The sequence below is a fragment of the Sporolactobacillus kofuensis genome (assembly GCF_024125425.1).
Classification (GTDB): Bacteria; Bacillota; Bacilli; order Bacillales; family Sporolactobacillaceae; genus Sporolactobacillus; species Sporolactobacillus kofuensis.
On record NZ_JAMXWN010000008.1, the window covers coordinates 28,326 to 43,216 of the forward strand.

Consider the following 14,891-nt stretch of genomic DNA (forward strand, 5'->3'; position numbering starts at 1 on the left):
GTCTTTACAATATCTCTTTACACATTAGCAAAAAATAAGTTTCATGCAACAGTTTATGAAAATTTTTGACAAGAACAGACAATAAATGAGTCATAACCACAAAAAAACAGCCTGAATCCAATATGGAAACAGGCTGCTGGTTTCAATAAATAAGTCAATTACTGGTTTTGTTGTCCAGATTGTGTTGATTGATACAGCGCACTATGACGGCGTCCATATGTGAAGCATACAATCATACCGATAATGAACCAAATAACAAAGCGCCATAAGGTAGCTGTTTGCAAATGAATAATTAAATAACCGCAAGACAGAACGGCAAGAATTGGTACAAGCGGTACGAGAGGCGTTCTAAAACCTCTCTTCAATTCTGGTTTTTTCTTACGGAGAACGATAATGCCAATCGCAACAATAACAAATGCGAACAAAGTACCAATATTTGCGAGTTCCGCCACAATACCAATAGGTAAAAATCCTGCTACAATAATGGTCACAATGCCAACAAGGATTGTCGATGTTACAGGTGTTTGGCGCGTTTCACTTACCTTACCGAACACCTTAGGAATAAGACCATCACGTGCCATTGCAAAGAATACACGTGTCTGGCCATAAGTAATCACAAGCAGTACGGATGTAATACCACAAATAGCACCTACAGATACTAATGCGGATCCCCAATTGATACCGATTTGTTGAAGTGCAAAAGCAACCGGAGCTGAAGTATGTTTAAATGCAGAGTATTTAACAACGCCAGTCAGAATACCCGACACCACAATATAAAGAGCGGTACAGATCAACAAAGAGTAAAGAATACCTTTCGGCAGATTCTTCTGAGGATTCCTTGTCTCTTCTGCTGCAGTAGATACAGCATCAAAACCAATATACGCAAAGAAAATAACTGCCGCACCGGAAACAACACCATTAAAACCAAACGGCATAAATGGATGCCAGTTCGCAGGTTTCACATGCCATACCGCAAGAATAATAAACAAAGCAATGACAATTAATTTGATTGCTACAATGAGACCGTTAAATTTCGAAGTTTGACGAATACCAGAGATCAACAACCAGCAAATTAAGGCGATAATGATCATCGCCGGCAAGTTCACAACCCCACCATCAAGTGGTGCAGCGGTAATTGCTTTTGGAAGGTCAAGACCCATACTGCTGAGCAAAGTCACTGCATAACCAGACCAGCCAATAGCCACTGCACTGATTGCAACCGCATATTCAAGAATGAGATCCCATCCAATAATCCAAGCCCAAACTTCGCCAAGCGCAGCATAGCTGTATGTATACGCACTACCAGCAACAGGAACGGTTGATGCAAACTCCGCGTAACAAAGTGCAGCAAAAAAGCAAGCCAACCCAGATAAAATAAATGAGATAATCAATGCCGGCCAGAGTAATTGGCTGCTGCGACACCTGTTAGTACGAAAATGCCTGTACCAATGACCGCACCAATACCAAGCATCGTCAAGTCAACCGCACCAAGCGCCTTTTTCAAACCTTGCTTGCCTTCTGTTTCAGCAATTAAGCTGGCAATCGGCTTCGTGTTAAAAATACTCACTGCTAACGACTCCTTTTTAAATTGTATAAGAAAATTATTTCGCAAAATTAGAAGATTATGCATCAAACTAATTTCATACTATTATGACACAAAATAATCAGATTATCACTATTTTTTCAAAAAAATGTTTCTTTTTAATTGACAGTTAATAATAATTTTTGGTAAAATTTATAAATTTCTTTTTAGTATGATTTTTTTGGATTTTATCAATTTTAATGAATGCGTATTATTCTTGACTGGAAATTTCTTGAGCAGTATAATCTCTATCGGATACTTTTGGGGCATTAGCTCAGCTGGGAGAGCGTTGCCTTCGCATGGCAGAGGTCAGGGGTTCAATCCCCCTATGCTCCACTAAATTAAGCAGCTGCATTGACTGATCATGCGGCTGCTTTTTCATAATCGGATTAATTTCGGAACGTGTTTCTTTTCAAGTATAGTTTAATTACTATTCTTCTCATTCAAAAGGTGGTGTGCTTTCCTTGGATAAAGCAACGATCCAAGTGCGCATGACTAGACGAAATCAATGAGAAAAACGGACCCCACTATTTAGAGGTCCGTCTTGATTTACTTTTTAAGCTTTCATTTAACCTTAAGGATGGCTAGAACCTTCTGGATTCCAAACCCTATAATACTGTATACGATTAATGCGAAGACAGCGGAGAGGTTGAGACTGTGTTCATTAAAGATGATCGGATGAAAAATGCCCTGAAAGGGTTTCAAAATCGGCTCACTTAAACTGTTGAGCAAATTGACAAAAGGTGTAGCATTCGCACCGAAAAATTGTAGTAGAATATATAAAGCAATCACAACCTGAACAAAAGTCAGAAGAATGCTAATTAATTTAGGAAACATGCCTGTTTTTTTTCCTTTCAATCGTCTTCTTCCTTTCCCCTTTAACTCTTTTTGAGCTCGTCTATTCTAGAGCTGCTGCTATTCATGTTAAGGGATAAATTTCTCCCCGTCAAACCTTTGAATGATACAAATCATAGTCAAAGACAATAATGATGAAGGCACCGTCACCTATGCGCATCTCCGATAATCATTTAAGATTTTATACTTTCCTAATTGTTTTGAAAAACTGTGCAAACTGCCTATCCATAGTTTGCATCAGTTAAGCTCCGATTGCTCGATGGACGTTGACGATCCGGGAGCTTCTTTGAACAACCAAAAATATCCAAGCTCTCCCATGGCTCGAATCAACGGAACGGTTCCGCAGAACCTCGCAACTTTCCTGGATTTTAAAGTAAAAAGTCGAACACTTTCTAAAAAAAATAAGAAAAGCTCTGCAAAAAGTAGCGGAGCCTTTCTCAAATTGATCAAATATTTTGCAGAATCCTTAGTGATTGAGTCTTGCTTCAAGCGTTGCTTTTTCGGACTCGTAGCCTGGTTTTCCAAGGAGAGCAAACATATTCTTCTTATAAGCTTCAACACCTGGCTGGTTGAACGGATTGACGCCAAGCAGATAACCGCTGACGGCAACAGCTTTCTCAAAGAAGTAGATGAGGTAGCCGAAATGATAAGCAGTCAATTCCGGAATCGTCACGACAAGTTGTGGCACTTGACCATCAGTATGGGCGAGACGAACACCTTCGGCAGCTTTCTTATTGACAAAGTCCATCGTTTTATCAGCAAGAAAATTAAGATTATCAAGATTTTCCTTTTCCGCTTTAATAGTCACATTTTTTCTTGGTTCTTCAACAAGGACTGCCGTTTCAAACATAACACGACGGCCTTCCTGAACAAATTGACCGAGAGAATGCAGATCGGTACTAAAATCTGCTGAAGATGGATACAGTCCTTTAAAATCTTTACCTTCACTTTCACCAAATAGTTGTTTCCACCATTCGGAGAAGTAATGCAGGTGAGGTTCAAAATTGACCAACATTTCAACGGTCTTGCCTTTGTTGTACAACACGTTCCGGACAGCAGCATATTGATAGGCAAGGTTTTTGCTCAATTCCGGTTCGCTGAAGTCATTCTGTGCGTCACGTGCACCGCTCATTAATTCATCAATGTTAATTCCGGATACGGCAATCGGGAGAAGACCAACAGCGGTTAGCACAGAAAAACGTCCACCAACATCGTCAGGAATCACAAAGGATTCATAACCTTCATTGTCGGCAAGGGTCTTTAGTGCACCTTTTGCTTTATCTGTTGTCGCGTATATTCTACCCTTTGCTTCTTCTTTACCGTACTTATTTTCCAAAAATTCACGGAATACCCGGAATGCAATGGCAGGTTCTGTTGTCGTTCCCGATTTAGAAATGACATTGACAGAGACATCCTTATCCTTCAGAACATCAAATAATTCATTCAAATAGGTCGCACTAATGCTATTTCCCGCAAAGAATACTTGCGGCGTCTTGCGTTCTTCTTTTGGCAATACATTATAAAATGAGTGATTAAGCGTCTCAATAGCTGCACGGGCACCTAAATATGAACCTCCGATGCCAATAACAATCAAAACATCCGAATCCGATTTAATTTTCTCAGCAGCTTTATTAATTCTGGAAAATTCTTCTTTATCATATGCTGTCGGGAGATCTAACCAGCCTAAGAAATCATTGCCTGCACCGGTTTTTTCATGAATTGCCTTATGAGCGGCAGAAACTTGATCCGTCAAATAATCCAACTCATGTTGTTCAAAAAATGACAAAGCATTGCTGTAATCAAAAGCAACCTTCTTGCCCATTTCATCGGCCTCCAATATTTATAATCATTCCTATTTAACTGTACAAGACAGCGCTCACAATTTCAAGTCATGTTATGCTTTTCTCTCCGCTTTCCGCAAACGATTTCACAATGATTTCATTTTTTACAAAAAAAGACAAGAAAATCAAATGCATGTATAGTTGTTGGAAATAAAGGCATGCTATAGTTGCACGCACATAAAAGGAGGTACGATTATGAGCGGTTTGCAGAAAACATGTCTCGTACTACTTATCATTGGTGGAATTAACTGGGGACTGCTCGGCTTTTTCCGGTTTGATCTTGTGGCCACACTCTTTGGTGGATCCGGCAGTGCGCTCTCACGCTTGATCTACGGGATTATCGGCATTTGTGCCTTGTATTGCTTGACGATCCTATTCGTTCCAAATGAAGGCGTGGAGCGTGAAAGAGAAACACAAACCCGTTAAGTCATTGGATTGGATGCATTGAAAAAGGAATCCTCGCCTACTCAGCGAGGATCCCTTTTTTCATGCTATCATCCAAATGCTTATACTTGAACAGCCTTCTGTTGCTCCACCTGGATTGTCTTTTCAATATAAATTTGATGCCAGAGCATGAACATTAACACCGTCCATAGTTTCCGGCTATTATCTATCTTCCCACTGCAGTGATCATCAAGTAGCTTCAGTGCATAGGACTTATTGATATACGCGTCCGTATCACTGTCATGAATAATCTTAATTGCCCAATCATGCATTTCATTCTTCAGCCAAATGCGGATAGGAACAGGGAATCCAAGCTTCTTCCTAAATAATATTGAATCCGGAACAATACCGCGCATCGCCTCACGGAAGGCGTATTTTGTTGTACCTTCCCCCGTCTTTAATTCTGCAGGAAGTGTTCTCGCCACATCGAACACTTCCTTATCCAGAAACGGAACACGAAGCTCAAGTGAATGGGCCATCGTCATTCGATCAGCCACTACGAGAATATCCCCGCGTAACCAAGTCTCAATATCCACCAACTGCATTTGATCCAATTTATTATTTCCATTTGACCGTCTATATATCGGATTTGTGATATCCGTAAACGGTGTTTGATCTGAAAAGTTTTTCAGAACAAATTTCTTTTCTTCTTCGTTGAATATGAATGCATTACCAACATAGCGCTCAGATAACGGAGTCGTCCCGCGCAACAGGAAGCTACGCCCCTTCATCCCAACCGGTAGTCGCGAAGCAAGTGCATGCAAAAGTGTTTTCCCAGGTTGTGGAATCGCATCAAATCCCTTTAACGAAAGCGGTTCACGGTAAATATTATAGCCGCCGAACAACTCATCAGATCCCTCACCGGAGAGTACCACTTTCACATGTTTTCTTGCTTCTCGAGCCACAAAGTAATTTGGAATGGCTGCAGGATCAGCCACCGGATTATCCATATGCCAGATGATTCTTGGCATCTCTTCCATGCACATCTCAGGAGTGATTTCAAGCGCATAGTTTTCTACCCCGAGCTTCTCCGCTGAATCTCGAGCAACATCAATCTCATTGTAGCCCTTGCTAGCAAAACCGACGGTAAATGTTTTTATATTTTCATTATACCGTTTCGCTAGAGCAACAATCGAGGTTGAATCGATACCGCTGGATAAGAAAGCACCTACCGGTACATCACTTCTCATGTGCATTTTGACAGAATCAATCAGCACATCCTGAATTTTCTTCTTTGCCTCATCAATCGACTGATGGACAGGCGCAAATTCTGGCGTCCAAAAAGCTATGTTTTGGAGTGCTTCTCCATTTTTCTTAAGAAGATAGTGTCCTGGTTCCAAACTTTTAATGTCTTCCATGAGTGTTCTAGGTTCAGGTACAAATTGAAAGGTTAAGTAATATTGGAGTGCTTTTTTGGAAACGGGATGCTGGTCATCACCTACAAGCAGACTTTTCATTTCAGAAGCAAAGAAAATGCCATCATCTGTCTCCATATAGTAAAACGGCTTAATTCCAAAATGATCACGAGCTGCAAACAGCGTTCGCTCTTGTTTATCCCATATAATAAATCCAAACATACCACGTAAATCGTTCACACAATCAACACCACGATCTGCATAGAGTGCGACGAGGACTTCAGTATCCGAGGACGTTTCAAAAGTGTACCCTTTCTTAATTAATTCATTCCGTAGTTCCACATAGTTGTAAATTTCACCATTAAAAATAATGTAATAGCGTTCATTCTCATAAGGCAGTGGCTGATGGCCTCCAGCTAGATCAATAATGCTCAATCTGCGAAAAGCAAGCTGAACTTGGTCGTCTGTATAGTAACCTGCATCATCAGGTCCTCGATGATTGATGATCTCCGCACGTGCGGTCATCGCGTTTTGTTCATGATTACCAGATTCTAATTGATTCGTTTTTGCAATGTACCCGCAAAATCCGCACATAAAAAAAGTCTCCCTTCAGAGATGACCGGTGAATTTGCCACACAATTTGCCTTCTCTAATTCATTCACTTTAATTTTGTATCCGATACTCTAGTTTATCATTCACTTGGACAAAATCAAAGTGGTGGTAGCGCTTAACCGATTGGGATTTTTCACATCTTTTAATCAATGTTTCTCCGATTCAATGAATAAGATGATCTTGATCAGAGAAAAAATCTTGAATTGGAACATTGAGGACCGTTGCGACTTTTGCCAGTGTCTCCGCACTGATTTTACTGCGCCCACATTCTAAATAGTAGTAACCATTCGCACTTTGATAACCAAGAGAAAACGCCATTTCCTGAAGAGTCATTTTTGATTGTCTGTAGTTCTTTAACTTGTTTAAATCGATAGTTAACATCTGTTTTCCTCCAGACATTTTCCAATTTGGTAACTTCATTAAAATTATATCATCTATTATGTGAATTGAACGCAGGATATTTTCCTATTTGGCAATTACCCTAATGACCAAATAAGAACATGGTAAAATTTGTTTGATTATCGAGCATGTCAGTTTGGGGGAGGTTTTCTGGATGGGGAATACACTAGGGAGCAGAATCCGTTTCTTACGCGACGAAAAAGAGTTGTCGCAACTTGAAATGGCACGCGAACTAAATATTTCCAATGCCCAGCTTAGCCGTTATGAATCCGGCGCTCGTAAGCCTGACCCGGAAATGCTCATACAAATTGCAGATTACTTCCATGTATCCACAGATTACTTACTCGGTCGGGTCGGTTTTGTGAAAGAGGCTTCTTCTGGGTATGAGCGTTTAGAGGATAAAGATTTGCTCAAAAAAACAAAAAGTATACCAGGACTTGAACAATTAATTGATCAAATGGCGAATGATCCTGATCAAGCGAAGAAATTCATTAAAATATGGGACCTGTTGCATTGAACATCAGTCACATGATTGCTTGAGGCATTACTACTCTGTTGATCATTTGTAAGGACTATTTTATACAAAAAAGATCCGAATCCCAAATGAGGATTCGGATCTTTTATTATTCACATTAAAGAATTAAAGCAAGTTCAGTTTTCCTTTTTTCAGAACTAATGGAACACCGCCAAGCATGAGCAGATAGCGGTCATCAATAACCTTCTTCATCGCTGCAGCAGGCTTGCCAGTCATTTTGTGATCAAATACCACACCAATGGCTTCCTTTTCTCCAAGTGAAGCAACCGTACCCTTTGGCTTGTACACAAAAGATTCAGTAGCTTCACCTTTCAGAATATGTTTCATATTCTTAGCGATGTTCTCCGCTGCTTGAATCGCAATCTGTGCAGTTGGTGGATATGGGCGTTCGGCATTAGGTGGGAAGATCACAGCAACATCACCGACAGCAAATACATGATCATCTTCCGGCGAGCGGAGATCTGCCGTCACCTGGATCTTGCCACGGTTTGTCTCAAATCCGGAATCCGCTGGAATGTGGTTAGCCTTTACACCACCAGTCCAAACAACTGTACCCGCTTGAATTTCTTCCAATTCCTCGCTGTCTTTCTTCTGAACTTTGACACCTTCAGGAGTTGCCTCTTTAATGAAGGTATTCAGTTTGAATTCCACACCCTTGCCTTCAAGATATTTCTGGGCATAGTTTGCAAGCTCTCGATCAAACGGAGGCAAGACAAATGGCATGCCTTCAACATCAACAATCCGAACTTTATTAGGATCGATATCATATTCTTTGCAAAGTTCCGGAATACGGTCGACTAATTCACCAAGGAATTCAACACCGCTCAATCCGGCACCGCCGACAACAATTGTCAAATCACTGTCTTTTGCATCCGGATCGCTGTTGTAACTTGCAAATTTATATTCAATATGTTCCCGAATCTTGCGCGCCGTATTGACACTGCGGATTGCAAAGGCATTTGTATCCAAACCTTTAATGCCGAACGTATTGGACTCGAATCCAAGTGCAATAACAAGGTAGTCATAATCAATTTCACCGTTCTTTAAAGCCACTTTGTGGTTCTCACGGTCAATCGACTGTACTGAATCCTGGACAAAGTTCACACGTTTCGTGTTAATAACATTCTTAATCAACATTCTTGTGCGGTCATGATGAATAGTACCTGCAGCCGCTTCATGCAACCAGGTTGTCTGGTAGTGGTAATTATGTTTGTTCACCAGCGTAATCTCTGCATCCTCTGCACTTAATTCTTTTGTGAGGCGTACGGTTGTCATCATTCCACCGTATCCTGCACCCAAAATAACAATTTTTGGCTTACTCATGGTTGTTTACAGCCACCTTTGAAATAGAAATAGTCATAAAAGATTACTAAAAATCGGTTTACCATTATTAAAAGTACTGCTATTTCAGTATCATGCACCTTTAAGTGATTTAACCACTCCTATTGGTTGCATGGATTGACATTCACTTGGTATCCTTATTAATAATATGTCTTTTTTGTTAACATATCAAGGAGAAATTGTGTCATACACACTTTTTTAAATCAAATTTTTTCTACATCTTTCGATTTATTTTATACAAAAACATTGGCTTAATTCTCTGATTTATTATGTCCACAGAATCCATATTTGATTTTACAAGATAATAAGGAGGCTACCTTTAACACAACGTAAAAACGCTCTATGCGCACATTCGTGACGAATAAATAAAAATTTGCTATATTGATTAGTAAATTCAATGATCCTTGAGGTGAATCAATTGGAATTAACTGTATACGGAGCAGAGGCACAATGTGCCAGCTGCGTTCAAGCGCCGCCGGCCAAGGCAACTGCTGAATGGCTTGAGGCTGCATTGAAACGCAAGTTCGATGAGAAAATCACTGTACGCTATGTTGATATATACGAGCCGGAGACAGATGCAGATCGGCTATACAGTAAAAAAATCTTGACAGATGAGTATTTTTATCCACTCGTTGTTGCCGGCAATGAAGTTCTCGGTGAAGGTTTTATCTCGCTTAAACCGGTGGTTCAGTATTGTAGTCATCTCGGCTTGACTGATTCGGTTAACGACCGGTCGAACGAAAAATAATTTTTTTGACATAGCTCACTTCATCCGAAGTGCAGACATTAATCAATGAACCCTCATCCCGAAGTGAGGTGGGCAGGCGCTTGTCATCTTATTGCCTAAATTAGTGATTAAACCCAAGCTGCAGGCATGTCTGCGACTTGGGTTTTACCTTTTTCACTCAGGATATCACCAATTGCGTAGTTCAACCGTTAGATCTGCCTGATCATCTACTTCAAAAACCGTTTGATTTTCAAGTCGCTCAAACTGTAAGGATTTCCCGTTCATTATGATCTTAGATGGATGACTACCATTCAGTACAAATTTAAACGACTGGTATTCCTTTAAGTAACCTGAATGGGTTTTCTCCATTGCAATATAGAGCGTATCATTGTCTTCACGCTTCATGGAAAATGTATACAGATTATACACGCCCGACTGATAATCAAAACTTTCACCGTCATCTTGATAATGTACATAACGACTGTCCCCGCCTTTATCAAGAGGGTAAATGTCCAAAGTCAGCTGGTTAACCTCTTTTTCCCCCACGTAATTCTGAACCGGATAGAGAGGAAGAATACTTCCTTCTTTGATAAAAATAGGGCAGACATCAAGCGGTGCCTCTTTGATGATCGACTGACCGCCGTCAAAAACTTGCTTTGTCCAATAATCTATCCACCGGTTCCCTTTTGGTAAGTAGACAATCCGTGAGGTTTCTCCCTGACCAATCACCGGAGCGACAAGGATATGCTCGCCGCACATGAATTCATCATTGATTTCGTAAGTATTCTGATCGTCCTGGTAATGCAGGAGCAATGGGCGAATGATCGGTAATCCTGTTGATTCACCTTTATGGAGAAGATCATAAAGGTATGGAAGCAACTGATATCTAAGTTTTATATAGTTACGGCTTATTTCTTCAGTCTCTTCATTGAAGGCCCATGGTTCCTGATCTCTTGTAAAGATACTTGAATGATTGCGGAACAACGGCGTAAAGGTGCCGACCTGCATCCAGCGAGCCAAAAGTTCCGGCGTGCAATCGAATCCAAAACCGCCAACATCCGTTCCGCAAAATGCGATTCCGCTCAATCCGAGATTCATTAGCATCGGCAAAGACATTCTTAAATGTTCCCACAGGCTCTGGTTGTCTCCGGTCCAAACGGTCGAATACTTTTGAGTACCTGCATAGCACGCACGAGTTATCACAAATGGCCGCTTTCCTGTCGCTTTTTTTAGTCCTTCATAAGTTGCTTTGGACATGTAGTGACCGTATACATTGTGAATCTCACGATGATCTGTCTGGATCCCATCATTATGAAAAGCAACATCATCAGGAAGCGGACCGTTGAAGCTTGCCGGCTCATTCATGTCATTCCAAATACCGGCTACACCGAGATCGGTCATGATTTTTTGATTGCTGGCCCACCATTTTCTGACAGGCTCATTTGAAAAATCAGGATATAGTGAATCTCCTGGCCAAACCTTATTCACATAAGGCACACCATCCTTATCCGTTGCAAAATATTGATGGGCCAATCCCTCATCATAAATCGGATAGCCCTTATCTTTTTTAACACCCGGATCGATAATCGTGACCACTTTATACCCCTGTTGCTTAAGCTCTTTCAATGTCTGTTCTGGTTTAGGAAATTTTTTCTTGTCCCACGTAAAGACACGAAAGCCATCCATGTAATCAATGTCTAAGTGGATGACATCACACGGAATATCTTTTTCTCTGAAGGTATTCGCAAGCTCGCGCATCCGCTTCTCAGGCGTATAAGACCAGCGACTCTGTTGGTAGCCAAGTGTCCATAATTGAGGAAGCGGTGTTTTACCGGTTAAGTAGGTGTAGCCCCCGACAACGTCCTGAACAGAAGGTCCATAAATAAAGTAGTAATCAAGATTTCCATCCACTGCACCAAATGAGAAATAGTCGCTGTTCTCTTTACCAAGATCAAATACGGATTCATAAGTATTGTCGAAAAAGATACCATAGGCTACCTTTTCCTTCAGAGCAATTAGGAAAGGAATGGATTTGTACATGGCTTCAAAGCTTTCAACATGCGGACTTGGGTCATCTGTATTCCACATTTTATAATGATAACCCTTCTTATTCAGATGACCTGTTTTGTCCCCTAAACCATAAAAATACAAATCACGTTCCATCTTCTTCAGAACCCGAACCTTTTGACGATTTCGTTCGGCCTCGATCTTGTGTCCTTCTTCAGCAGCCATCTCTAAACCTTCTCCGGATCCTCTTCTTACAAACGGCTGGGCACTTCCTCTGTAATCTGCACATAATCGTTTTCCATTCGCATCATAAAGATCAACCAAGAATTCATCAGAGATCGTAACCGTCAGTTTTTCAGTCCGAACAGTGAGCTGTGCATCCGAATAATCGACCGTAAAAGGCGCATGTTCTCTTTGCAAATCTTCAACAGCCTTGGAAATTCGGCGCTCTGAAACCAGCGGTGAAAAGAAGTTGATAATGGTCGGCGTGATAACTTCAATGAATCCTTTTCCTTTCTCAAATTCAATACAAACAGTGTGATCCTTTTCCTCGTAGCCCTTTAATTTTCCAAACATATGAATCCTCCGTTCACTTATTTTTTGGATTTTAGTCATTTGCAGCGAAACAGCCAGTCTTATGGAACTGATGGAAGCGTTCAAGCACTTGGCTGTTGTTTTCTAATTTCTGTATCCATACTTTTTTGATAAAAGTGAGTGGTAACCAAAGCAACCAAACCAGGCAAAACGAGAACCAACAGAGGCGGAAATATCTTCCACATCAGGAAAATGGCAACCACGATATCCATAATCATTAGTAATGTGTTTAGCGGATGCTTGAGAGAAAGAAATATAGTATTTGAAAAGTAAGTTTTTAACGATAATTGCTGATCGACCAAGAAACTGTACACGAGTAAAAAGAAAAAAGGTGTCACAAAAAGTAGAAGGTAAAAGACAGCGGTTAATAACGAAGAAAGCTCAGCATAATACCTTGATGCAAAATAGAAAAGAATCAGCATCCCGGTGTTGACTCCTCCCAGAATTATGCTTTTTTTATAGTCTCTTCGATAATAGGACCAAAAAGATTTTAGAAAAGAAAAAGAACGATCATCCCTTCCATACCTTCTTGCAGTGGCAAGCATAGCGACTAAAGCAGGTATAGCGACAAACGGTAATAACGCAACACTCGTGATAAAAACTGAATGGACACTGCTTGGATCATGTACCAACAGAAGTACTGCTCCGAGAAAAGCATAAGGGCTATTAAATAGCCACCAAATTCCAGTTAGTTTTAAGATAAGATAAACCCATTTAATCAATTGATCGCTGAAATGCATCCAGTTCATCTTCCATCACCTCCAAAATCAACCCTTGCTTATTCCTTGACCGATCCGATCACCAATCCAGATGTAAAATACTTTTGAAGAAATGGATAGATCAGTAAAACTGGTATAATTGAGACAACAATTTTTGCTGCGTTCAGTGTTTTGTTTGAAACCGACGCTATTGCTTTTAACTGCGAAGGATCTGTAATTTTCGTGACGTCAACATTTAACTGTTGAATATAGGTTTGCAAAGGAAAGTTTGCAGAGCTGTTCATATACAGCAAGCCACTAAAATAATCATTCCAGTGTCCTACAATTGAGAACAACCCAATGGTTGCAAGTGCCGGCAATGAAATGGGCAAATAGATCTTGAACAAAATTTTTAATTTTGATGCTCCGTCCATAATTGCCGCTTCTTCTAATGAATCAGGAATACTTTTGAAGAAGTTCATCAATAAAATAACATTAAAAATAGGTACAGCTCCTGGAAGGATTAGTGACCAAATAGTGTCCATCAATCCAAGGCTTTTCACTACGATGAATAAAGGGATCATCCCGCCGGAAAAGAGCATAGCAAAGATCATAACGTTCATGTAGATATTACGTGCTCCAAACTGCTTGGTGTTCTTCGATAATGGGTAGGCCATCAAAACCGTTAACAGTAGGTTTAGTGCAGTACCTAGAACAACTCGCTCTACCGAGATCATAAATGAGCGCCAAAACTGTGCATCTTCCAATAGTAGACGATAGGAATTGAAGTTAACGTTTACTGGCAACAATCCAACCTGATTGGCTTGAGCCGCCGTACTGTCGCTAAATGAGACAGAAACCATATTCATTAATGGGAGAAAGCAGAGCGCTGTAAGGAGCAGCAATACGGTCCAAATGATGATATCTGACAAGTAGCTTCCGAATGTTTTCGATTTAATCATTTTGCGCACCCTCCCTTAAAAGATTCTCAAATTTGCAAATTTAATTGACAATTTATTGGCTGCAATAAGCAATGTGAACGATACGACAGACTTTAAAAGACCGATCGCTGTAGCAAAACTATATTGCTGACCTAAAAGACCAACACGATAAACGTAAGTATCAATAACATCACCGGTCTCATAGACAATAGGGTTATACAACGCGTAAATCTGATCAAATCCGGCATTTAATATATTTCCAAGATTAAGTGCAGAAATCAACATGATTGTCGGTAAAATCCCAGGAAAGGTAACATGTAGCAATTGCTGAAAGCGATTCGCCCCATCAATGGATGAGGCTTCATAAAGTCCCGGATCAATCCCCGTTAAAGCTGCCAAGTAGACAATTGCACCGTAGCCAAAATTTTTCCAGACATCCGATCCGATAATTACCGTCCTGAACCAGTCGTTGCTGGCCAAGAACATAATGGGTTGATGACCAAATGCCTGCAAGAAGCTGTTAATGGGTCCATGGTAATCAAAGACATTGATCACAATAGCGGCCACAACGGCCCACGAAAGAAAATTTGGTAAATAGACAATCGTCTGGATTGATCTTTTTGCCCATTTTAGCCTGATTTCATTTAGTAATAGAGCAAAAACGATCGGTACAATCGTTCCAAAAATAATTTTTCCTAATGCAATCAACACTGTATTTCGTAAAATGTTCCAGCTGTCTGGAATTTGTAGCATATACTCAAAGTTGGTTAGCCCTACCCATTGCGAGCCTAATATTCCTTTCGCAGGTACATAATCCTGAAATGCCATGACAATTCCGAACATCGGTACGAAACTAAAAATAATGAGAAAGATCATTCCCGGTGCCATCATGAGATGATAACCCAGTTGGCCAGATCTATACTTTCTTTTCCACATGTCCTGTCCTCCCCATTCGGGAAT

At 40.5% G+C, this 14,891-nt stretch carries 12 protein-coding genes, 1 tRNA gene and 1 pseudogene; 4 read left to right on the plus strand and 10 right to left on the minus strand.

Annotation, left to right across the window (positions count from 1 at the left end):
• Nucleotides 1-158: 158 nt before the first annotated feature.
• Nucleotides 159-1,567 (minus strand): annotated as a pseudogene (gene bcaP, locus NIE32_RS07860) (branched-chain amino acid transporter BcaP).
• 278 nt (nucleotides 1,568-1,845) lie between these two features.
• Between bcaP and NIE32_RS07865 the strand changes: the two are divergent.
• A tRNA-Ala gene (locus tag NIE32_RS07865) sits at nucleotides 1,846-1,918 on the plus strand.
• A gap of 228 nt (nucleotides 1,919-2,146) precedes the next feature.
• On the opposite strand, the gene NIE32_RS07870 is transcribed toward NIE32_RS07865, so the two are convergent.
• Together NIE32_RS07870 and NIE32_RS07875 are read right to left on the minus strand one after the other, a co-directional pair.
• Nucleotides 2,147-2,440 carry a YggT family protein gene (locus NIE32_RS07870; RefSeq protein ID WP_253054574.1) on the minus strand — a complete coding sequence of 98 codons (294 nt, stop codon included), beginning with the start codon at nucleotides 2,438-2,440 and terminating at the stop codon, nucleotides 2,147-2,149.
• Nucleotides 2,441-2,903: 463 nt separating this feature from the next.
• On the minus strand, nucleotides 2,904-4,259 hold the full coding sequence (locus NIE32_RS07875) for a glucose-6-phosphate isomerase (RefSeq protein ID WP_253054578.1): 1,356 nt from the start codon (nucleotides 4,257-4,259) through the stop codon (nucleotides 2,904-2,906).
• Nucleotides 4,260-4,473: 214 nt separating this feature from the next.
• On the opposite strand from NIE32_RS07875, the gene NIE32_RS07880 reads away from it, so the two are divergent.
• Nucleotides 4,474-4,704, plus strand: a complete 231-nt coding sequence (locus tag NIE32_RS07880; RefSeq protein WP_253054580.1) for a DUF378 domain-containing protein — start codon at nucleotides 4,474-4,476, stop codon at nucleotides 4,702-4,704.
• 80 nt (nucleotides 4,705-4,784) lie between these two features.
• Here the strand turns inward: NIE32_RS07880 and asnB are convergent, their stop codons facing one another.
• Both asnB and NIE32_RS07890 read right to left on the minus strand, forming a co-directional pair.
• On the minus strand, nucleotides 4,785-6,671 hold the full coding sequence (asnB, locus tag NIE32_RS07885; RefSeq protein ID WP_253054582.1) for an asparagine synthase (glutamine-hydrolyzing): 1,887 nt from the start codon (nucleotides 6,669-6,671) through the stop codon (nucleotides 4,785-4,787).
• A 180-nt stretch (nucleotides 6,672-6,851) separates the two neighbouring features.
• Nucleotides 6,852-7,070, minus strand: a complete 219-nt coding sequence (locus NIE32_RS07890; RefSeq protein WP_253054584.1) for a helix-turn-helix domain-containing protein — start codon at nucleotides 7,068-7,070, stop codon at nucleotides 6,852-6,854.
• 172 nt (nucleotides 7,071-7,242) lie between these two features.
• Between NIE32_RS07890 and NIE32_RS07895 the strand changes: the two genes are divergently transcribed.
• On the plus strand, nucleotides 7,243-7,605 hold the full coding sequence (locus NIE32_RS07895; RefSeq protein ID WP_253054586.1) for a helix-turn-helix domain-containing protein: 363 nt from the start codon (nucleotides 7,243-7,245) through the stop codon (nucleotides 7,603-7,605).
• Nucleotides 7,606-7,728: 123 nt separating this feature from the next.
• On the opposite strand, the gene NIE32_RS07900 is transcribed toward NIE32_RS07895, so the two are convergent.
• Entirely contained in the window at nucleotides 7,729-8,946 is a 1,218-nt protein-coding gene (locus NIE32_RS07900; RefSeq protein WP_253054588.1) for an NAD(P)/FAD-dependent oxidoreductase, read from the minus strand.
• Between the two features lie 415 nt (nucleotides 8,947-9,361).
• On the opposite strand from NIE32_RS07900, the gene NIE32_RS07905 reads away from it, so the two are divergent.
• Complete coding sequence (locus NIE32_RS07905; protein WP_253054590.1) at nucleotides 9,362-9,712, plus strand: DUF1462 family protein; 351 nt, start codon at nucleotides 9,362-9,364, stop codon at nucleotides 9,710-9,712.
• Nucleotides 9,713-9,877: 165 nt separating this feature from the next.
• Here the strand turns inward: NIE32_RS07905 and NIE32_RS07910 are convergent, their stop codons facing one another.
• From NIE32_RS07910 to NIE32_RS07925, 4 genes are all read right to left on the minus strand, one after another.
• On the minus strand, nucleotides 9,878-12,274 hold the full coding sequence (locus tag NIE32_RS07910) for a glycoside hydrolase family 31 protein (protein WP_253054592.1): 2,397 nt from the start codon (nucleotides 12,272-12,274) through the stop codon (nucleotides 9,878-9,880).
• Between the two features lie 80 nt (nucleotides 12,275-12,354).
• Nucleotides 12,355-13,041, minus strand: coding sequence for a DUF624 domain-containing protein (locus NIE32_RS07915; protein WP_253054594.1), 687 nt, complete (start codon nucleotides 13,039-13,041; stop codon nucleotides 12,355-12,357).
• A gap of 29 nt (nucleotides 13,042-13,070) precedes the next feature.
• On the minus strand, nucleotides 13,071-13,952 hold the full coding sequence (locus tag NIE32_RS07920) for a carbohydrate ABC transporter permease (RefSeq protein ID WP_253054595.1): 882 nt from the start codon (nucleotides 13,950-13,952) through the stop codon (nucleotides 13,071-13,073).
• A 15-nt stretch (nucleotides 13,953-13,967) separates the two neighbouring features.
• Nucleotides 13,968-14,867, minus strand: a complete 900-nt coding sequence (locus tag NIE32_RS07925; protein ID WP_253054597.1) for an ABC transporter permease — start codon at nucleotides 14,865-14,867, stop codon at nucleotides 13,968-13,970.
• Between the last annotated feature and the right edge of the window lie 24 nt (nucleotides 14,868-14,891).

Excerpts from the sequence above, each read along its gene's own strand:
- NIE32_RS07910 (WP_253054592.1), bottom strand. The coding sequence starts at position 12,274 with ATGTTTGGAAAATTAAAGGGCTACGAGGAAAAGGATCACACTGTTTGT.
- NIE32_RS07875 (WP_253054578.1), bottom strand. The coding sequence starts at position 4,259 with ATGGGCAAGAAGGTTGCTTTTGATTACAGCAATGCTTTGTCATTTTTT.
- NIE32_RS07900 (WP_253054588.1), bottom strand. The coding sequence starts at position 8,946 with ATGAGTAAGCCAAAAATTGTTATTTTGGGTGCAGGATACGGTGGAATG.
- NIE32_RS07890 (WP_253054584.1), bottom strand. The coding sequence starts at position 7,070 with ATGTTAACTATCGATTTAAACAAGTTAAAGAACTACAGACAATCAAAA.
- NIE32_RS07895 (WP_253054586.1), top strand. The coding sequence starts at position 7,243 with ATGGGGAATACACTAGGGAGCAGAATCCGTTTCTTACGCGACGAAAAA.
- NIE32_RS07920 (WP_253054595.1), bottom strand. The coding sequence starts at position 13,952 with ATGATTAAATCGAAAACATTCGGAAGCTACTTGTCAGATATCATCATT.
- NIE32_RS07915 (WP_253054594.1), bottom strand. The coding sequence starts at position 13,041 with ATGAACTGGATGCATTTCAGCGATCAATTGATTAAATGGGTTTATCTT.
- NIE32_RS07880 (WP_253054580.1), top strand. The coding sequence starts at position 4,474 with ATGAGCGGTTTGCAGAAAACATGTCTCGTACTACTTATCATTGGTGGA.
- NIE32_RS07925 (WP_253054597.1), bottom strand. The coding sequence starts at position 14,867 with ATGTGGAAAAGAAAGTATAGATCTGGCCAACTGGGTTATCATCTCATG.
- asnB (WP_253054582.1), bottom strand. The coding sequence starts at position 6,671 with ATGTGCGGATTTTGCGGGTACATTGCAAAAACGAATCAATTAGAATCT.
- NIE32_RS07905 (WP_253054590.1), top strand. The coding sequence starts at position 9,362 with ATGATCCTTGAGGTGAATCAATTGGAATTAACTGTATACGGAGCAGAG.